Source organism: Pseudomonas reinekei (assembly GCF_001945365.1).
Lineage (GTDB): Bacteria > Pseudomonadota > Gammaproteobacteria > Pseudomonadales > Pseudomonadaceae > Aquipseudomonas > Aquipseudomonas reinekei.
This window is the reverse complement of the sequence record NZ_MSTQ01000003.1, coordinates 222,871-241,168: the sequence shown is the minus strand read 5'-3', so window position 1 is coordinate 241,168 and position 18,298 is coordinate 222,871. Positions and strand designations below refer to the sequence as shown.

The 18,298-nt window shown below is 59.4% G+C and carries 16 protein-coding genes; 10 read left to right on the top strand and 6 right to left on the bottom strand.

Annotation, left to right across the window (positions count from 1 at the left end; all coding sequences use genetic code 11):
* Positions 1-45 precede the first annotated feature (45 nt).
* Positions 46-2,097 (bottom strand): methionine--tRNA ligase, encoded by a 2,052-nt coding sequence (metG, locus tag BVK86_RS05800; protein ID WP_075945523.1) that lies wholly within the window; start codon positions 2,095-2,097, stop codon positions 46-48.
* Positions 2,098-2,249: 152 nt separating this feature from the next.
* Between metG and apbC the strand changes: the two genes are divergently transcribed.
* Positions 2,250-3,344: an iron-sulfur cluster carrier protein ApbC gene (apbC, locus tag BVK86_RS05795; RefSeq protein WP_075945522.1), complete on the top strand. Its 1,095-nt coding sequence runs from the start codon at positions 2,250-2,252 to the stop codon at positions 3,342-3,344.
* A gap of 129 nt (positions 3,345-3,473) precedes the next feature.
* On the opposite strand, the gene BVK86_RS05790 is transcribed toward apbC, so the two are convergent.
* Positions 3,474-4,232 (bottom strand): SDR family oxidoreductase, encoded by a 759-nt coding sequence (locus BVK86_RS05790; protein WP_075945521.1) that lies wholly within the window; start codon positions 4,230-4,232, stop codon positions 3,474-3,476.
* A gap of 165 nt (positions 4,233-4,397) precedes the next feature.
* Between BVK86_RS05790 and BVK86_RS05785 the strand changes: the two genes are divergently transcribed.
* The 4 genes from BVK86_RS05785 (at position 4,398) to groL (ending at position 7,909) form a co-directional block, all read left to right on the top strand.
* Positions 4,398-5,129, top strand: a complete 732-nt coding sequence (locus BVK86_RS05785; protein ID WP_075945520.1) for a HugZ family pyridoxamine 5'-phosphate oxidase — start codon at positions 4,398-4,400, stop codon at positions 5,127-5,129.
* A 66-nt stretch (positions 5,130-5,195) separates the two neighbouring features.
* The gene (locus tag BVK86_RS05780; RefSeq protein WP_075945519.1) at positions 5,196-5,672 is read left to right on the top strand and encodes an FxsA family protein; all 477 of its coding nucleotides are present in this window, start codon (positions 5,196-5,198) and stop codon (positions 5,670-5,672) included.
* A 247-nt stretch (positions 5,673-5,919) separates the two neighbouring features.
* A complete protein-coding gene (locus BVK86_RS05775) occupies positions 5,920-6,213 on the top strand; it encodes a co-chaperone GroES (RefSeq protein WP_075945518.1) in 294 nt (97 codons plus the stop codon).
* Between the two features lie 49 nt (positions 6,214-6,262).
* Positions 6,263-7,909 (top strand): chaperonin GroEL, encoded by a 1,647-nt coding sequence (gene groL / locus BVK86_RS05770; protein ID WP_075945517.1) that lies wholly within the window; start codon positions 6,263-6,265, stop codon positions 7,907-7,909.
* A 121-nt stretch (positions 7,910-8,030) separates the two neighbouring features.
* On the opposite strand, the gene BVK86_RS05765 is transcribed toward groL, so the two are convergent.
* Positions 8,031-8,774: a phosphatase PAP2 family protein gene (locus BVK86_RS05765; RefSeq protein ID WP_075945516.1), complete on the bottom strand. Its 744-nt coding sequence runs from the start codon at positions 8,772-8,774 to the stop codon at positions 8,031-8,033.
* A 219-nt stretch (positions 8,775-8,993) separates the two neighbouring features.
* Between BVK86_RS05765 and colR the strand changes: the two genes are divergently transcribed.
* From colR to BVK86_RS05740, 5 genes are all read left to right on the top strand, one after another.
* Entirely contained in the window at positions 8,994-9,677 is a 684-nt protein-coding gene (gene colR / locus BVK86_RS05760; protein ID WP_075945515.1) for a two-component system response regulator ColR, read from the top strand.
* Positions 9,667-10,950, top strand: coding sequence for a sensor histidine kinase (locus BVK86_RS05755; protein WP_075945514.1), 1,284 nt, complete (start codon positions 9,667-9,669; stop codon positions 10,948-10,950). Before colR ends, BVK86_RS05755 begins: the two co-directional genes overlap by 11 nt.
* Positions 10,951-11,107: 157 nt before the next feature.
* Positions 11,108-11,776, top strand: coding sequence for a class I SAM-dependent methyltransferase (locus BVK86_RS05750; protein ID WP_075945513.1), 669 nt, complete (start codon positions 11,108-11,110; stop codon positions 11,774-11,776).
* Between the two features lie 4 nt (positions 11,777-11,780).
* Entirely contained in the window at positions 11,781-12,494 is a 714-nt protein-coding gene (locus BVK86_RS05745) for a lipopolysaccharide kinase InaA family protein (protein ID WP_075945512.1), read from the top strand.
* Positions 12,495-12,496: 2 nt separating this feature from the next.
* Complete coding sequence (locus BVK86_RS05740; RefSeq protein WP_075945511.1) at positions 12,497-12,721, top strand: hypothetical protein; 225 nt, start codon at positions 12,497-12,499, stop codon at positions 12,719-12,721.
* A gap of 149 nt (positions 12,722-12,870) precedes the next feature.
* Here the strand turns inward: BVK86_RS05740 and BVK86_RS05735 are convergent, their stop codons facing one another.
* The 3 genes from BVK86_RS05735 to BVK86_RS05725 all read right to left on the bottom strand — a co-directional run bounded on the left by BVK86_RS05735 (position 12,871) and on the right by BVK86_RS05725 (position 18,291).
* Positions 12,871-15,909 (bottom strand): multidrug efflux RND transporter permease subunit, encoded by a 3,039-nt coding sequence (locus BVK86_RS05735; RefSeq protein ID WP_075945510.1) that lies wholly within the window; start codon positions 15,907-15,909, stop codon positions 12,871-12,873.
* A gap of 15 nt (positions 15,910-15,924) precedes the next feature.
* Entirely contained in the window at positions 15,925-17,073 is a 1,149-nt protein-coding gene (locus BVK86_RS05730) for an efflux RND transporter periplasmic adaptor subunit (RefSeq protein ID WP_075945509.1), read from the bottom strand.
* Between the two features lie 120 nt (positions 17,074-17,193).
* On the bottom strand, positions 17,194-18,291 hold the full coding sequence (locus tag BVK86_RS05725) for a DUF1513 domain-containing protein (RefSeq protein WP_075945508.1): 1,098 nt from the start codon (positions 18,289-18,291) through the stop codon (positions 17,194-17,196).
* Between the last annotated feature and the right edge of the window lie 7 nt (positions 18,292-18,298).

The following is an 18,298-nucleotide window of genomic DNA, read 5'->3' as shown; positions in this document are numbered from 1 at the left end:
ACAGCCGCGCCAGGCACGACTGTGGGATCGGTTCAGCACGAGCGTTTACTTGATGCGCTGGCCTGGCTTGGCGCCGCTGTCAGGGCTGAGCAGGTAGATCTCTTCACCGCCAGGACCGGCCGCCATCACCATGCCTTCGGAGATGCCGAACTTCATTTTCCGTGGCTTGAGGTTGGCAATCATCATGGTCAGACGACCATCGAGCCTGGATGGGTCCGGGTAAGCGCTCTTGATTCCGGAGAATACGTTGCGCTGCTCATCACCGATGTCGAGGGTCAGGCGCAACAGCTTGTCGGCGCCTTCAACGTGTTCGGCCTTGACGATCAATGCGACACGCAGATCGACGGCGGCGAAGGTGTCGAAGTCGATTTCCGGCGACAGCGGATCCTTGGCCAGTTCGCCATTGCCGGCCGGTGCGGCTGCACCAGTGTCGGTCTGGCTGGCGGTCAGGTCTTCTTTCGATGCATCGGTCATGGCTTGCACTTTCACCGGGTCGATACGGGTCATCAACGGCTTGAACTCATTCAACTGATGGTTGGCGAGCAAGGTCGCGTGGTCGTTCCAGGTCAGCGGTGCGACGTTGAGGAACGCCTCGGCATCGGCGGCCAGCAACGGCAGCACCGGCTTGAGGAAGATCACCAGTTGACGGAACAGGTTGATGCCCGTGGCGCAGATCGCCTGGACTTCATCCTGCTTGCCTTCCTGCTTGTTCAGCGACCACGGAGCCTTGTCGGCGATCCATGCGTTGGCGCGGTCGGCCAGGCCCATGATCTCGCGCATGGCGCGGGCGAAGTCGCGGGCTTCATAGGCGTCGGCGATGCTTGGCGCGGCGGCCAGGAACGCTTCGGTCAGCTCCGGCGCGGCGTTGGTGTCGACCATCACGCCAGCATTGCCTTTATTGATGAAACCGGCGCAACGGCTGGCGATGTTGACGACCTTGCCGACCAGGTCAGAGTTGACCTTCTGTACGAAGTCTTCGAGGTTCAGGTCGAGGTCGTCGACGCCACGGCCCAGTTTGGCCGCGTAGTAGTAGCGCAGATATTCCGGCGACAAGTGATCCAGGTAGGTCCGGGCCTTGATGAAGGTGCCACGGGACTTGGACATTTTCTGGCCGTTGACGGTCAGGTAGCCGTGCACGTTGATGCCGGTCGGCTTGCGGTAGCCTGCGCCTTCGAGCATCGCTGGCCAGAACAGGGCGTGGAAGTTGACGATGTCCTTGCCGATGAAGTGATACAGCTCGGCGGTGGAGTCCTTGCCCCAGAACGCGTCGAAGTCCAGCTCCGGCGTGCGGTTGCACAGGTTCTTGAAGCTCGCCATGTAGCCGATCGGCGCGTCCAGCCAAACATAGAAGTACTTGCCGGGCTCGCCCGGAATTTCAAAGCCGAAGTACGGCGCGTCGCGGGAGATGTCCCACTGTTGCAGGCCGGCGTCCAGCCATTCGGCGATCTTGTTTGCCACGGCGTCTTGCAGGGTGCCGCTGCGGGTCCAGGTTTGCAGCATTTCCTGGAAGTCCGGCAATTTGAAGAAGAAGTGCTGGGAGTCCTTGAGCACCGGGGTGGCGCCGGAAATCGCCGACTTCGGATCTTTCAGGTCGGTCGGCGCGTAGGTCGCACCGCATTTTTCGCAGTTGTCGCCGTACTGGTCTTCGGTGCCGCATTTCGGGCAGGTGCCCTTGATGAAGCGGTCGGCCAGGAACATTTTCTTTTCCGGGTCGAAATACTGTGTGATCGAGCGCGTGGCGATGTGCCCGGCGTCGCGCAGCTTCAGGTAGATCTGGCTCGACAGCTCGCGGTTTTCTTCGGCGTGCGTGGAGTGGAAATTGTCGAAGTCCACCAGGAAGTCGGCAAAGTCGGCGCTGTGCTCAGCCTGGACGTTGGCGATCAGTTGTTCCGGGGTGATGCCTTCTTTCTCCGCCCGCAGCATGATCGCCGAACCGTGGGCGTCGTCAGCGCAGACATAAATGCATTGGTTGCCGCGGTGCTTCTGGAAGCGCACCCACATATCGGTCTGGATGTATTCCAGCATATGGCCAAGGTGGATCGAACCATTGGCATAGGGCAGGGCGCTGGTGACGAGGATCTTGCGTGGCTCGGACATGGGGCTCGGCTACTTGATGAAACGGAGGTCGGCCACTATAAAGCGCCGGGAAAGATATTTCACCCCTGCAAATCGTTGCCGGACATGCCGTCCGGAAGACAGAAGAGGTAGGATACCCGCCATATTTCCCAGTCCCGTTTTCGGAGTTGCCCATGAGCGCCGTCAATCGCGCAGCGGTGGAAGCCGTCCTTCGCCAATACACCGACCCTTACTTGAACCAGGATCCGGTCAGCGCCGGATGCGTGCGCAACATCGAGATCCAGGGCGACCGCGTCAGCGTCCAGCTCGAATTGGGATACGCCGCCGGTCTGTTCAAGAGTGGCTGGGCGCAGATGCTGGAAATGGCTATTCAAGGCCTGGATGGCGTGTCGAGCGCCAAAGTCGATATCACTAGCGTGATTGCTGCACACAAGGCTCAGGGGCAGATCCCGGGGCTGGCCAACGTGAAAAACGTCGTGGCCGTGGCGTCCGGCAAGGGCGGCGTGGGCAAATCCACCACCGCCGCCAACCTCGCATTGGCCCTGGCCCGCGAAGGTGCCAAGGTGGGGATTCTGGACGCGGACATCTATGGTCCGAGCCAGGGCATCATGTTCGGCATTCCCGAGCGCACCCGTCCCGAGATCAAGGACCAGAAATGGTTCGTTCCGCTCAAGTCCCACGGCGTCGAAGTGATGTCCATGGCGTTCCTGACCGACGACAACACCCCGATGGTCTGGCGCGGGCCGATGGTTTCCGGCGCCTTGCTGCAACTGGTGACGCAAACCGCCTGGGGCGACCTGGATTACCTGGTCATCGACATGCCGCCAGGCACCGGCGACATCCAGCTGACCCTGGCACAGAAAGTCCCGGTGGCCGGCGCGGTCATTGTCACCACCCCGCAGGACCTGGCGTTGCTCGACGCGCGCAAAGGCGTGGAAATGTTCCGCAAGGTCAACATTCCAGTGCTGGGCGTGGTGGAAAACATGGCCGTGCACATCTGCTCGAACTGCGGACATGCCGAGCATCTGTTCGGTGAAGGCGGCGGCGTGAAACTGGCGAATCAGTACGGCGTCGAACTGCTGGCCTCGTTGCCGCTGGCGATGGCCATCCGTGAACAGGCCGATGGCGGCAAGCCAACTGTGATCGCCGAGCCGGACAGCCCGATCGCCCTGGTTTACCAGGAACTGGCCCGCCACGTCGGCGCGCGGATCGTGTTGCAGGAAGCGTTGACGCCGGCAATGCCGAACATCAGCATCAGCGACGACTAATGACCTGAAACACAATCAACTGTGGGAGCTAGCCTGCTAGCGATAGCGGATTCACATTCAACAAATATGTTGGGTGAACCACCGCAATCGCTAGCAGGCTAGCTCCCACATTGGTTTTTGGGGTTGGATTTAGATGCGCAACCCGCCGTCCATCTCCAGAATCCGACCGGTGTAATAGTCGTTCTCAAAGATGTAAGCCGCCGAATGGGCGATCTCCTCCGGCTTGCCCATGCGCTTGAGCGGAATCCCCGCAGTCATCTTCTCCAGCGCTTCAGGCTTCATGCCCAAGGTCATTTCGGTTTCGATGAAGCCCGGTGCAATGCCGGCCACGCGAATACCGTAGCGCGCCAGTTCCTTGGCCCAGGTCACGGTCGCTGCAGCGACACCGGCCTTGGCGGCGGAGTAGTTGGTCTGGCCGACGTTGCCAGCACGGGAAATCGACGAGATATTGATGATCGCGCCGCTGTTGTTCAGCTCGACCATTTTTGCCGCGACTTCACGGGTGCACAGGAACACACCGGTCAGGTTGACGTCGATCACGGCCTGCCATTGGGCCAGGCTCATCTTGGTCATCTCGCCGTCCTTGACCTTGAGCAGCAGGCCATCGCGCAGGATGCCGGCGTTGTTGATCAGGCCATGGATCGCACCGAAGTCTTCAGCGACCCGGGCGACCATGTGCGTCACCTGTTCTTCGTTGGCGACGTTGCACAGATAAGCTCGAGCCTCGACGCCTTTGGCTTTGCAGGCGACGACCGCGTCATCGAGTTTTTCCTGGTTCAGGTCCACCAGCGCCAGCTTCGCGCCCTTGCTGGCGAAATACTCGGCCATGGAGCGGCCTAAACCCTGGCAACCGCCAGTGATAATGATTACTTTGTCAGTGAGTTGCATTCGCATGCCCCGGTAGCAGGTCTGAGTGGTTTACCTTTTAGAGCGCCTCTCGATCTGCACCTGAACTGGCTTGGCTGCACATGAGAATTGCCCCGATGGCATGCTGGGACTTTCCACCAGCAGCCCGTCCGTTTTTCTGACGGATTCTATTCAAGGAGTCATAAATTGAGCGTTGAAGCGGCTAAGCATGCACGAGAATTGCTCCTCAAGGAATACCGTGGAGTGCTCTCGACGCACTCCAAGGCGATGCCCGGTTTCCCGTTCGGTTCAGTGGTTCCGTACTGCCTGGACGAGCAGGGCCGGCCGCTGATCCTGATCAGCCGCATCGCCCAGCACACGCACAATCTGCAAAAAGATGCGAAATGCTCGCTCTTTGTCGGCGAACGTGGTGCCGAGGATGTTCAGGCTGTGGGGCGACTCACTTACCTGGCGGAGGCGCAGCAGCTCGAAGACGAAGCGGCTATCGAAGCCGCTTCCGAGCGTTACTACCGCTACTTCCCGGAGTCCCAGGGGTATCACAAGGCCCACGACTTCGATTTCTGGGTGCTGACCCCGGTTCGCCATCGCTATATCGGTGGTTTTGGCGCGATTCACTGGGTCAATGAGCTGACGCTGGCCAACCCGTTCGCCGGCAAGGCTGAAATCAGCATGGTCGAGCACATGAACGCCGATCACGCCAAAGCCATTGCCCATTACGTGGACCTGGCCGGTTTACCGAAAACGTCACCGGCGCAATTGGTCGGCATCGACAGCGAAGGCATGCACCTGCGCATCGGTCAAAGCCTCTACTGGTTGCCGTTTCAAGCACCATGTAATACGCCGACACAAGTTCGCGAGGCCTTGGTTTTCCTGGCTCACGCTGAACATTGGCCGAAAAATGAAGTGGCCGATGCTTGAATTCACGAAACGGCGACGTCATCTAGGGTGAACTGGCAAGGCATTCTTGCGTTGAGGAACCATTTGATGCGCCCTTTTTTGTTGCTCTTTCTGCTGTTCCCGGTGTTGGAGCTGTTCGTATTCGTCAAGGTGGCAGGGGCGATCGGGTTTTTCCCGGCCCTGTTGCTGATCATTCTCGGCTCGATGTTCGGCGTGTTCGTGCTGCGCATCGCCGGCCTGGCCACGGCACTGCGTGCCCGTGAAAGCCTGAACCGCGGCGAACTGCCGGCCCAGACCATGCTTGAAGGCCTGATGCTGGCGTTGGCCGGTGGCCTGTTGATCCTGCCCGGCTTCATCAGCGATGTGATCGGCCTGATCATGCTGCTGCCGATCAGTCGACGCCTGCTGGCCAATAAGATGCGCCAGCGGGCCGAGGAGCAGGCGATTCGCCAACGCGCGTTCGCCGATGACCTGCAGGCCCGAGGCGGCCCGGCACCGCGCGAGCCGCTGGGCCGCGAGCCCAACGTGATCGAAGGCGAGTTCGAACACCGCGATACCAAGTAATACGCACAGCGGCACGGCACCTTCGGGTGCCGTGTTCGTTTGCGCGGCATCAACATGAAAAATTTTCGGTCCCCCCCTTGTAATAAGCTTGTGCGCCCTTATGTAACGGTCACCGCAAGGTTTCTGGCGAACACGCCAGACAGACTTCCGCGGTTCGCTCGACGAACCGCACCCGGCACCGCCGGACTTTGTTAAACCCGCCGGGACTACACCGGCCGATGAAAACCACAATTAGGAGAGATCGACAATGAAGCTTCGTCCTCTGCATGACCGCGTCGTCATCCGTCGCAGCGAAGAAGAAAAGAAAACCGCTGGCGGTATCGTCCTGCCAGGTTCGGCTGCTGAAAAAGCCAACAGCGGCGAGATCCTCGCCGTCGGCACCGGCCGCGTACTGGACAACGGTGAAGTGCGTGCACTGTCCGTGAAAGTGGGCGACAAGGTTGTGTTCGGTCCTTACTCCGGCAGCAACACCGTGAAAGTCGACGGCGAAGACCTGCTGGTAATGAGCGAGAACGAAATTCTCGCTGTTATCGAAGGCTGATTACCCGCTCATTTTCCCGTTACTACAAAGTATTTAAGGAATATCGATCATGGCTGCTAAAGAAGTACTGTTTGGCGATTCCGCCCGCAAAAAAATGCTCACCGGTGTCAACGTCCTGGCTGACGCAGTAAAAGCGACCCTGGGCCCGAAAGGCCGTAACGTGATCATCGAGAAGAGCTTCGGCGCTCCGACCATCACCAAGGACGGCGTTTCCGTAGCCAAAGAAATCGAACTGGAAGACCGTTTCGAAAACATGGGCGCGCAGCTGGTCAAAGACGTTGCCTCCCGTGCCAACGATGACGCAGGCGACGGCACCACCACCGCTACCGTTCTGGCTCAATCGATCGTCAACGAAGGCCTGAAAGCCGTCGCTGCCGGCATGAACCCGATGGACCTCAAGCGCGGTATCGACAAAGCGACCATCGCGATCGTCAAAGAGCTGAAAGCCCTGTCCAAGCCATGCGCTGACACCAAGGCCATCGCTCAGGTAGGCACCATCTCCGCCAACTCCGACAACTCCATCGGCGACATCATTGCCGAAGCCATGGAAAAAGTCGGTAAAGAAGGCGTGATCACCGTTGAAGAAGGCTCGGGCCTGGAAAACGAACTGTCGGTTGTTGAAGGCATGCAGTTCGACCGTGGCTACCTGTCCCCGTACTTCGTCAACAAGCCAGAGACCATGGTCGCTGAGCTGGACGGCCCGCTGATCCTGCTGGTCGACAAAAAGATCTCGAATATCCGCGAAATGCTGCCAGTGCTGGAAGCCGTTGCCAAAGCCGGCCGTCCGCTGCTGATCGTGGCCGAAGACGTTGAAGGCGAAGCCCTGGCGACTCTGGTTGTGAACAACATGCGTGGCATCGTCAAAGTCGCAGCCGTCAAGGCGCCAGGCTTCGGCGACCGTCGCAAGGCCATGCTGCAGGACATCGCCGTTCTGACCGGCGGTACCGTTATCTCCGAAGAGATCGGCCTGAGCCTGGAAAGCACCACCCTGGAGCACCTGGGTAACGCCAAGCGCGTCACCCTGTCCAAGGAGAACACCATCATCGTTGACGGTGCTGGCGTACAAGGCGACATCGAAGCACGCATCAACCAGATCCGTGCCCAGGTGGCCGAGACTTCCTCGGACTACGACCGTGAAAAACTGCAAGAGCGCCTGGCCAAGCTGTCCGGCGGCGTAGCAGTGATCAAGGTTGGCGCTGGTTCCGAAGTAGAAATGAAAGAGAAGAAAGCCCGCGTTGAAGACGCCCTGCACGCTACCCGTGCAGCCGTCGAAGAAGGCGTGGTACCTGGCGGTGGCGTTGCACTGATCCGTGCTCTTGAAGCCATCCTGGACCTCAAAGGAGACAACGCTGACCAGGACGTAGGTGTTTCTGTTCTGCGTCGTGCCGTTGAAGCACCGCTGCGTCAGATCGCTGCCAACAGCGGTGACGAGCCAAGCGTTGTGGTAAACGAAGTCAAGAACGGCAAAGGTAACTTCGGTTACAACGCTGCGACTGGCGAATACGGCGACATGATCGAAATGGGTATCCTGGACCCAACCAAGGTCACCCGTTCCGCTCTGCAAGCTGCATCGTCGATCGCCGGTCTGATCCTGACCACCCAGGCGGCTGTTGCTGATGCACCGAAGAAAGACGGCGCTGCTGGCGGCGGCATGCCAGACATGGGCGGTATGGGCGGCATGGGCGGCATGATGTAAGCCAGCCTTACCCCCGTACTAAAAACCCCGCCTGCGAAAGCAGGCGGGGTTTTTTATTGTCCGGACGTTGAGCGACACATCATTCCACCGCCGGAGCGAGGTTGACCGCCATAGCGTCGGTTCAGGTGCTGGCGGGCACGGCTTCGCTCAGGTAACCCGCCTTCGCCGCGGGCTGATAAAGCACCCAGTAATAAGACCCCAGGCAAATCAGCCAGCAGAACACCGCCGTCCACACGTTGTGGGAGAAGAAATGCGCACCCTGCATCATCCGCCCGATGGAGAACACGCTGCCCAGCGCAAAGGCAAACACCAACGCTGTACGCGCCAAGCGTGGGCGACGGTCACGCAACACGAAAAACAGTGCAAACAGCGTAAACCCGGTGGCCGCATGCCCGCCCGGCCAGCAACGTCCCGGTTTGTCGGTGGGCGGACGCGGGCTCAATAATTCGCTGTATGTCTCGTGCCCACCAAACTGCTCCAGGCTCCACGGGCATTGCACCGCCGTCACCGCTTTCATCGGCGTGACAAACGAAGTCGCCAAACCCAGAGACAGCACCAGGCAGCCCAGTTCGCGTCTGTACGGTTTGAGCCGGCCGATGAAAAACGAGCCAATGAAACCGAGTATGGCCAGTACCGAAAACGCGATGACCATTTGCTTGGCGCGGTCATGCAGTACGGTTTCGAGGAAGTAACTGTGCCGGCCGATGAAATTACCGGCGACCGGATCGTAAAACAGTTTGGCCAGGTCCATGTCCAGGCTGGTCAGTTCGAGTAATACCAACGTGATTGCCGCAACAGCGGGAATGCCCAGGCACACCCAGAGGTTGAGCGGGCGAGAAGCGGGGCGTGCAGAGATCGAAACCATGAAAATTCCCGGGTCGGTGAAATGTTCTTGAATGCGCAGGCGCGCGGAGTTTGAACCCGATTCTGTCGTCAGTCCGTGAACCGATAGTGAAAAAAACGTCGAGGCCGGAAGCGATGATTTTACCTGGTAGAGATCTGCACAGAGTTCTAGCCGTGAGCCACACTTGGCCTTAAGCTGCGCGGGCCAAGACGGCCGTTGCCGTGTACGGAGAAGGTGCCCATGCGAATTTTACTGGTTGAAGATAACCGCGATATCCTGGCCAATCTGGCCGATTATCTAGGGCTCAAAGGCTATACCGTGGATTGTGCACAGGACGGTTTGTCGGGCCTGCACCTGGCGGCCACCGAGCATTACGATCTGATCGTGCTCGACATCATGCTCCCTGGCATCGATGGCTACACACTGTGCAAGCGCCTGCGCGAAGATGCCCGGCGCGACACTCCGGTCATCATGTTGACTGCACGCGACCAACTCGACGACCGGCTGCAGGGCTTCAAATCCGGCGCCGACGATTACCTGATCAAACCCTTTGCCCTGTCCGAGCTGGCAGCGCGGATCGAAGCGGTGATGCGGCGCACCCAGGGCGGCGGACGTCGTACCTTGCAAGTCGGCGACTTGAACTACGACCTGGACACGCTGGAAGTTACCCGCGAAGGGCGTCTGCTCAAGCTCAACCCGGTCGGCCTCAAGCTGCTCGCGGTATTGATGCAGAAAAGCCCGCACGTATTGCGCCGGGAAATTCTCGAAGAAGCGTTATGGGGTGATGACTGCCCGGACAGTGACAGCCTGCGCAGCCACGTCCATCAATTGCGTCAGGTGATCGACAAGCCGTTCGCCAAGCCATTGCTGCATACCGTGCACGGTGTGGGTTATCGCCTGGCCGAGGGCCGTGATGGAGTTTAAGCAAAGCCTTGCCCAGCGGATCATCATTGCCTTTGCACTGATGAGTGCGTTGGTCGCGGGTGCCTTCGCCATGGGCATCGTCGCCACCGTGCATCTGGTGGAGGAGAAGCTGATTTCTGCGGGTTTGGGCGGCGATTTACAGCGCCTGTTGTTGATGGACAGTGTCTCGGACTGGAGCCATCGACCCGAACCGGACCAATTGTTCTATTTCAGTGGCGGGCCGGGTGATTTCGAGTTGCCCAAGGATCTGCGGCATCTGGATTCCGGTTTTCATGAGGTCTTTCGCGAGCAGCTGTCCTATCACGCGATGGTCGAAATCGTCGACGGACGGCGTTACGTGCTGCTGCAGGATCAAAGTGATTTCGAAGAGCGCGAGCGGGTGCTGTTTGCCGTCGTACTGGTTGGCTTCGTGCTCAGCCTGGCGCTGGCGGTCTTCCTCGGCTGGGTCCTGGCGCGCAAAGTGATGGCTCCGGTGGTCCGGCTGGCCCGGCAAGTCCGGCACCGCGACCAACTGCTTGGTCTGGCGCCGCCGCTGGCACCGGACTACGCCGCCGATGAAGTCGGTGAGCTGGCCGTGGCGTTCGATGCGACCCTGGGCCGCCTCCGCCAGGCACTGACACGGGAACGGCTGTTCACCAGCGACGTCAGCCATGAGTTGCGTACACCGTTGATGGTTCTGGCCAGTTCCTGCGAGTTGTTACTGGAAAACCCGGGCATTGATCAGCGCGGTCGCGCTCAGGTCGAGCGCATCTCCCGCGCCTGTGAAGAAATGCGCGAGCTGGTGCAGACCTTTTTGATGCTGGCCCGCGCCCAGCGCGAAGACGCGAGCATGTCACCGCAGCAGACCCTGACTGGCGTGGCCGAAGGCTTGATTGGCCAGTGGCGCGCGGCCATCGAGGCCAAAGGCCTGACGCTGATGTTTGAACCGGGTGAGCCACACAACGTTCGCTACAACGCCACATTGCTGAATGCGGTGATGGGGAACCTCCTGCGTAATGCGTTGCACTACACTGAACGAGGGTTTATCCGTTTGACCCTGACGACCAGCGGTTTTGTCGTCGAGGACAGTGGCGTGGGCATTCCCGAAGAAAAACGTGAAGCGATGTTCGAACCGTTCGTGCGCGGCAGCGAAAAACGCGGGGAAGGCCTGGGACTTGGACTGTCTCTGGTGCAGCGAATCTGTGAAAACCAGGGCTGGAGCGTCAGCCTGACAACCATGGAACCCAATGGCTGTCGTTTTCAGGTGGAACTGCAGACCTGGGCTGCACGCTGATCGAACCGGTAAGGAGCAATGGGAGCGCCCTGATTGTCTTGTAAAACCTTGAAACGATTATGGGTTTTACATGACAATTTTTTCACAAAGGTATGACCTGACGCTGACACGACGCTACCTAATGTAGAAGCCATCAGAAGTACAGGAGACCTCGATTATGGCCGGCCCGATCAAACTGGATTTTTCCGAAAAATACGACGACCAGCACGCGCAGAAGTATCTGCTTAAACATCAGGACGGCCTGAGCCGTAAGTTATCCCACTGGCGGGATGAACAATTGGCGCGCAAGGCCCTGACGGCGGTCGGTGAACCCGGCCTGGTCCTTGATTTGCCTTGTGGCGCCGGGCGTTTCTGGCCATTGCTGGCGGAGAAACCCAACCGCGTCATCATCGGCGCCGACAACTCTGAGTCAATGTTGAAGATCGCCACACAGGCTCAACCGCCGGATGTGGTGAGTCGGGTACAACCCTTGCACACTTCTGCATTCGACATCGCCTTGCCTGATAACGCCGTCGACAGCATTTTCTGCATGCGTTTGCTCCACCACATCGGTGAGGCCGAGCATCGACTGGCCATTCTGCGCGAATTCGAGCGCGTCACCCGGGACAGCGTCATCCTTTCACTCTGGGTGGACGGCAATTTCAAGGCCTGGAAACGCAAGCGCGCGGAGCGCAAACGTGAGCAGGAAAGTTACCAAAACCGATTTGTGTTACCGGCTGCTACGGTAGAAAAAGAATTTGAACAAGCGGGGTTCCGAATTCAGGAACGTCTGGACTTTTTACCGCTCTATGCCATGTGGCGAGTTTACGTATTACGCAAGAGGTAACAGGATGGCAGTGCAGTGTGCAGCAGAATCGGATGTTGTCTCCCAAGACCGCTTCGACTATTTCTGGAATCAACGCGGTGAATGGGTAGAAGAGCCCAATGTTCGCCGTGGTGGAGAAAGTGGTGTGCAGCGGATCATGGGCAGTGATGATCAACTGCTCTACTTCAAGCGCCAGACCGGGCATATCTATCGCACCCTGTTGCACCCCTTTGGACGGCCGACCGTGCTGCGTGAGCGCGACGCTCTCATCGGTGTGAGTCAGCTCGGCGTCCATGTTCCGCAAATCGTGTTCTGCGGCGCACAACGCGACCCCGTGCACAAATGGCGCGCCTTGCTGGTGACAAAGTCACTGGATGGGTTCGAGGAAATAGAACACTGGTACGCCGGTGGTGGCCGCGAACGTCATGGTGAAGCCGTGCATGACCGCGTGCTGCAGGCCTTGGCAGAAAACCTCGCGCGCATGCACAAGGGGCGCTGGCAGCACAGTTGCCTCTATATCAAGCACGTTTTCGTGCGAGTGACGGGTGAAGGCGAGTCTTCCACGGTCGAGGTGGCTTTGATTGATCTGGAGAAGTGCCGGCAGCGCCTCACTGCCCATCAGGCGGCTGCCCACGATATGAAGCAATTGCGCCGCCACTCGTCGTTCAACCCTACGGACTGGAAGAAACTGGTCTATTTTTATGAGACGGCGTTTGGCAGCGCTATCAAGGGTTTATAGCAATGAAGCTCGAAGTTGCGCGAGGTTTGTTTTTGATAGGAGCCTTGGCAGTCGCTTCGCTCGCAGTGGCTGCCTGGGAGCAGCCACGTACGCAAGTTCTCAGTTCAGCGAACGGCGAATATTGCCCCTTGCCACGAGTCGCCAAGGCCTCCGTGGCCACCCAGCCCGACCATGATTTGTTGCTGTTCATGTTCGGCCTTTCTCAAGGATTGAGGCCGCAAAGTTGAAGAGTCTGAAACCCAAATGAAAGGCCTCGCATCTGCGAGGCCTTTTTTATTGCGCTGTCGGTTGTGATGCCTCTCAATGTTTAATTGAGCCTGCTCGCCACAGGATGCTAATTATTCGTTCCGTTTTTCAAATGAGCAGCATTACGCCCCTACAAGATCGCCTTCGGCATATCGGGTTTGGCCAAGAGTGTGTACACGCACGGCAGCACGAACAGGGTAAACAGCGTCCCGATCGACATACCCGTGGCAATCACCGTCCCGATGTCGAACCGGCTCACCGCGCCGGCGCCGGTGGCAATGATCAACGGCACCATGCCGAACACCATGGCAGCCGTCGTCATCAACACCGGCCGCAGACGAATGGCCGCTGCTTCCTCCACGGCCTCGCGCGCTGACAGGCCTTTGTCTTTGCGCAACTGGTTGGCGAATTCGACGATCAGGATCCCGTGCTTGCTGATCAGTCCGATCAGCGTCACCAGGCCGACCTGGGTGTAGATGTTCATGCTCGACCAGCCGAGGAACAGCGGAATCAACGCACCGCAGATCGACAGCGGCACGGTCACCAGAATCACCAGCGGATCGCGGAAGCTTTCGAATTGAGCGGCCAGCACCAGGAAAATGATCGCCAGTGCCAGGGCAAAGGTCACCCACAACGCGCTGCCCTCTTGCACGTATTGCCGTGATGCACCGGCATAGTCGATGGCGAACCCCGCTGGCGCTTCCTCTCGGGCGATCTGGCGTACGACCTCGATAGCCTCGCCCATGCTCACCAGCGGCACGCCGGACAGAATGGCCGAGTTGAGTTGCTGAAACTGGTTCAACTGCCGCGGTCGCGCGCGGTCGGTCACGGTGATCAGGGTCGACAGGGCCAGCAACTCGCCCTGGGTGTTTTTCACGTAATAGTTGTTCAGCCAGTCGGGGTTGTCGCGAAACGGTCGCTCGACCTGAGCGATGACTTTGTAGCTGCGCCCCTCGATGGTGAACCGGTTGATCTCCGCTTCACCGAGCAAGGTCGCCAGTGTTCCCCCCAGATCCTGCATCGACACTCCCATCTGGGCCGCCTTCGCACGATCGATATCCACCACGACTTCCGGTTTGTCGAAGGCCAGGTCGACATCAACGAACGCGAACTTGCCGGATTCCATGGCGCGCTTTTTCACCCGGTCCATCACTTGCAGCAGCAACTCGTAGTCGTTGGCGGTGTTAATGACGAACTGGAAAGGCAGTCCCTCGCCAGTGCCCGGCAGCGAGGGCAGGTTGAAGCCGAAAATCTGCAGTCCGGGGATGCTTTCGAGTTTTGCCTGAACCTCGGGCAGGATCTGCATTTGCGTGCGGCTGCGCTCGTTCCACGGTTTGAGCAAGAAGCCACCAATACCCGATTGCACGCCATTGAAACCGTTGATCTGGAATGACGAGTAGTACTCGGGGAACGCCTTGAAGATCGAGATGAATTCGTCGGTGTAGGTGTTCAGGTAATCGAGGTTGGTTGGTTGCGGGGCGCTGGCAATCATGAAAATGATGCCCTGATCCTCGTCCGGTGCCAGTTCTGACTTGGTGAACTTGAGCAGCACCGGGATCAGGCACAGCACAATGACCGCAAATACCAGCACCACCGGGCGGGTGTTGAGCGTGCCGTGGAGCATGCGCTGGTACCGGCGCTTGAGGCTTTCGAAGATCCGGTCGAGGCGGTGGGCCAGACCGGTGGGGTTTTCTTCATGGCGCAGTAAAAAGGCACACATCATCGGTGACAGGGTCAGGGCAACGACGCCGGAGATCACCACGGCGCCGGCCAGGGTCAGGGCAAATTCCTTGAACAATGCGCCGGTAAGTCCCGTCAGGAAACCGATCGGCGCATACACTGCCGCCAGGGTGATGGTCATCGAGACCACCGGCATGGCGATTTCCCGGGCGCCCTCGATGGCGGCGTCCAGTGGTGCCTTGCCTTCCTCGATGTGGCGGTGGATGTTTTCCACCACGACGATGGCGTCGTCCACCACCAGGCCGATGGCCAGCACCATGGCCAACAGGGTCAGCAGGTTGATCGAGTAACCCATCATCTGCATGAAGAACATCACGCCGATCATCGACAGCGGGATGGTGACCACCGGGATCACCACCGAACGCAGTGCACCGAGAAACAGGAACACCACGACGATCACGATCAGCACGGCTTCGAACAGGGTCTTCACCACTTCGTCGATCGAGGCCTGGATGAACAGCGTGGCGTCGTAGGCGATTTCTCCCTTGAGGTTCGGCGGCAGTTGAGCCTCAAGGTCCGGCATGATCTTGCGTACTTCCTTGATCACATCCAGCGGATTGGCACCGGGCGTTGCCTTGATGCCGATATACACCGAGGGCGTGCCGCCGAAGGAACTGATGGTGTCGTAATTCTCTGCGCCCATCTCGACCCGGGCGACATCACGTAGCAGAACGCGACTGTCACCCTCGACCTTGAGCGGAATCGCGGCAAAAGCTTCGGCGGACTTGAGTTCGGTGCTGGCGTTGATGCTGGTGACCACGTACTCGCCCTTCACCTCGCCGGCGGCGGACAGGAAGTTGTACTGGCGCACGGCGTTGGTTACGTCGCTGGCAGCGAGACCGAAGCCGGCGAGTTTTACCGGGTCGAGCCACAGGCGCATGGCGAACACCTGGTTGCCGAGAATTTCGGCTTCGGCCATGCCGGGCAGGGTCGCGAGTTTCGGCTGGATCACCCGTGACAGGTAGTCGGTGATCTGCGGGTTGCTCAATTCCTTACTGAAAAAACTGATGTACATCAGCGCCGAGGCGTCAGCGGCTTCCTTGCTCAGGACCGGGTCTTCGGCGTCCTGGGGCAATTGGTTTTTCACCTCGTTGGCCTTGGCCAGCAGTTCGGTGAACAGCCGGTCGCTGTTGGCGCCAATACGCGCATAGATCGAGATCACCGAAAAGTTCTGGCGACTGACCGAGGTCATGTAGTCGATACCCTCGGCGCTGGCCAGGCTTTGCTGCATCGGCTGCGTGATATAGCCCTGGATGGTTTCGGCGTTGGCCCCGGGGTACGCCGTGGTGACGGTGATCAGGGCGTTTTCCATTTGCGGGTATTGGCGCAGCGGCAACTTGCTCCAGGCCTGGAAGCCCAGCAGCACGATCAGCAGACTGACCACGGTGGCGAGCACCGGGCGGCGGATGAACGGATCAGTAAAAGCCATTGGGGGGTTCCTTGATCAGTCAGCGCGAGGCTGACTGTTCTTTTCGACCAGGGTCTTGTCGTCGCTGATGGCGATGTGGGCGCCATTGTCCAGTTTGATCTGGCCAGCCGTGACAACCGTTTCACCGTTCTGTACGCCTTTGGTGATGATCACCATGCCATCGCGCCGCTCGCCGGTTTCGACAAAACGGCGCTCGGCGATCAGGACCGGCTGGCCCTTGTCGTCCTTTTCCACGCTGCCGTCTTCGGCCTTTTTCTGTGTGGCGACATAGACCGAGTTGCCATAGAGCGTGTAGGTGATCGCGCTTTCCGGCACGACGATGCGTGGCTGCGGGTTCGGCAGCATGACCTGCAGGTTGGCGAACATCCCCGGCAGCAGCTTGCCATCGGGATTGGCCAGGGTGGCGCGGACTTGCATGTTGCGCGTGCTGTTCTCGAGTTTCGGATTGATTGCGCTGATGGTGCCGGGAAAGGTCAGGGTCGGGTAAGCGGCGACGATGATTTCAACCGGTTGGCCAAGGGCGATTTTCGGCACCGACTGCTCGGGTACGAAAAAGTCGACGTACAGACTGCTGAGGTCTTGAAGCGTGGCAATCATGGTCCCGGTGGCCAGATAGTCGCCAATGTCCACCTGACGTATGCCGATGGTTCCGCTGAAGGGCGCCAGAATGCTTTTTTTGCCGAGTGCGGCCTTGAGCTGATTGACCGTCGCCTTGCTCTTTTTCAGCACCGCCGACAGTCGGTCGAACTCACCTTTGGAAATGGCCTGGCTGCCGACGAGTTGGCTACCTCGACCGTAATCAAGCTGGGCCAGCCCGAGGTCGGTGAGGGCGGTTTCGAGCAAGGCCGTTTCCACGGCGCTGTCGAGGCGCAGGAGGGGTTGGCCGGCCTTGACCTTCTGTCCTGACTCGAACTGTAAATCGACGACGGTGCCGTCGCTCTCAAGGCTCAGGTCCACGCCTTGTAGTGCCGTGAGCGTGCCAACCGTAGGCAGGCGAACTTGCCATGGCCGTTCGGTGGCCTTGGCCACGGCGACGCTGATCGCTGGTTTCGGCGCGGAAAAGCCTTGAATCATCGTGTAGACGGAGAAGGCTTTGTACCCGGCCAGGACCAGCACGATCAGCAAAACAACACCCAACATGATCAGCATGCGGCGACGCAGCATATTCCAGTTCCTTGGAGAAAATCAGGCGAGACAGTGCAGCACATTACCGCGAGTGGGAGCGTGAATCCAACTCGCAACGTTAACAGGCAGGCCGCGATCGCTCTGTGGGAGCGAGCGTTCTCAGATCAAATGCAGATGGTTGTCCCAGAGACCCGCAGGCAGCTCCAACGGTTTTGCGACCAGATTTGTCTGGCGGCAATCGTAGTAGCGGCAACGCCCTTGGCCCGAGGTCACGACAAAACCGTCGGCGACCGCGCCAACGCCGGCGCAATCGGGAAGTGGCGCATCCAGGCGCACTTCGCCGTTGTCCAGGTCCCAGATGAAAAAGCGATTGCCCCGTGGAGCGGTCAAGGCCACCAGGCGCAGGTCACTGTGCACGGCGACACTGGCGGTGTAATGCCCCATGGCCTGCAACTGATGTTCCGGTACCGGGAACGCCACGAACGGTTGGCCGGGACGCTTGATCGCCAACAGTTCGGATTTTTCATGCGAAGCTCCCATGAATTGCTGACCGGCAACGATGGTGCCGTCGCTGGCAATACCGAGGTGGCGCACGCTGTTCATCTGTTGGGCGAGGGTTTCCTTGCTCAGCAGGGTGCCGTCGCGTTGCATCAGGACCAGGCTCGGCTCCATCGCATCGAGATTCATCTCGACCCGGCTTTCCGCTTCGGTGCGAATCCCGCCGTTGGCCACGACCAGGGTTTCGCCGTCGGGCATCCATGACACTTGATGCGGACCGATGCCATGGGTGGAGATCTCGCCGCTGTGCACCAGTCGTTCGCCTTCGAACTTATACACACCCAGCAGGCCGCGACCCGGGTCGGTGGTGTCGTTTTCGGTGGCGTACAGCCAGTCACCGCTCTGGTGGATCACCGCGTGACCGTAGAAATGCCGGTCCGGTTGTGAGGTCAGCGTTTGCAGCAGCGCGCCGTCGCGCAGATCGATCAGGTAACTCTCAGTACCCGGGCGACGAGCGACAAACAGCGCGATCGCCAACGTCGGGTGGTTGATAATGTCGTGGCAGCGCTGGCCGACCTGGGTGGCAAACACCCGGGTGCCGTCCAGCCGATAACCGACGGCGTAGTGCTTGCCGTCAGTATCGTCCCGCGCCGAAAGCAGCAGCGGGCTGGCGTCCTTCTGCTTGAACAGCTTCCAGCCGCCCAGCGTCACCGCACCCAGCAGCAAACTCCCTAAAGTCAGAGCCTGGCGTCGCAGCATGGCACTC

Coding starts and splice junctions, on each gene's coding strand:
- BVK86_RS05735 (WP_075945510.1), bottom strand. CDS start 15,909: ATGGCTTTTACTGATCCGTTCATCCGCCGCCCGGTGCTCGCCACCGTG.
- BVK86_RS05790 (WP_075945521.1), bottom strand. CDS start 4,232: ATGCAACTCACTGACAAAGTAATCATTATCACTGGCGGTTGCCAGGGT.
- BVK86_RS05730 (WP_075945509.1), bottom strand. CDS start 17,073: ATGCTGCGTCGCCGCATGCTGATCATGTTGGGTGTTGTTTTGCTGATC.
- metG (WP_075945523.1), bottom strand. CDS start 2,097: ATGTCCGAGCCACGCAAGATCCTCGTCACCAGCGCCCTGCCCTATGCC.
- BVK86_RS05765 (WP_075945516.1), bottom strand. CDS start 8,774: ATGGTTTCGATCTCTGCACGCCCCGCTTCTCGCCCGCTCAACCTCTGG.
- apbC (WP_075945522.1), top strand. CDS start 2,250: ATGAGCGCCGTCAATCGCGCAGCGGTGGAAGCCGTCCTTCGCCAATAC.
- BVK86_RS05780 (WP_075945519.1), top strand. CDS start 5,196: ATGCGCCCTTTTTTGTTGCTCTTTCTGCTGTTCCCGGTGTTGGAGCTG.
- BVK86_RS05745 (WP_075945512.1), top strand. CDS start 11,781: ATGGCAGTGCAGTGTGCAGCAGAATCGGATGTTGTCTCCCAAGACCGC.
- groL (WP_075945517.1), top strand. CDS start 6,263: ATGGCTGCTAAAGAAGTACTGTTTGGCGATTCCGCCCGCAAAAAAATG.
- BVK86_RS05775 (WP_075945518.1), top strand. CDS start 5,920: ATGAAGCTTCGTCCTCTGCATGACCGCGTCGTCATCCGTCGCAGCGAA.
- BVK86_RS05750 (WP_075945513.1), top strand. CDS start 11,108: ATGGCCGGCCCGATCAAACTGGATTTTTCCGAAAAATACGACGACCAG.
- BVK86_RS05755 (WP_075945514.1), top strand. CDS start 9,667: ATGGAGTTTAAGCAAAGCCTTGCCCAGCGGATCATCATTGCCTTTGCA.
- colR (WP_075945515.1), top strand. CDS start 8,994: ATGCGAATTTTACTGGTTGAAGATAACCGCGATATCCTGGCCAATCTG.
- BVK86_RS05740 (WP_075945511.1), top strand. CDS start 12,497: ATGAAGCTCGAAGTTGCGCGAGGTTTGTTTTTGATAGGAGCCTTGGCA.
- BVK86_RS05725 (WP_075945508.1), bottom strand. CDS start 18,291: ATGCTGCGACGCCAGGCTCTGACTTTAGGGAGTTTGCTGCTGGGTGCG.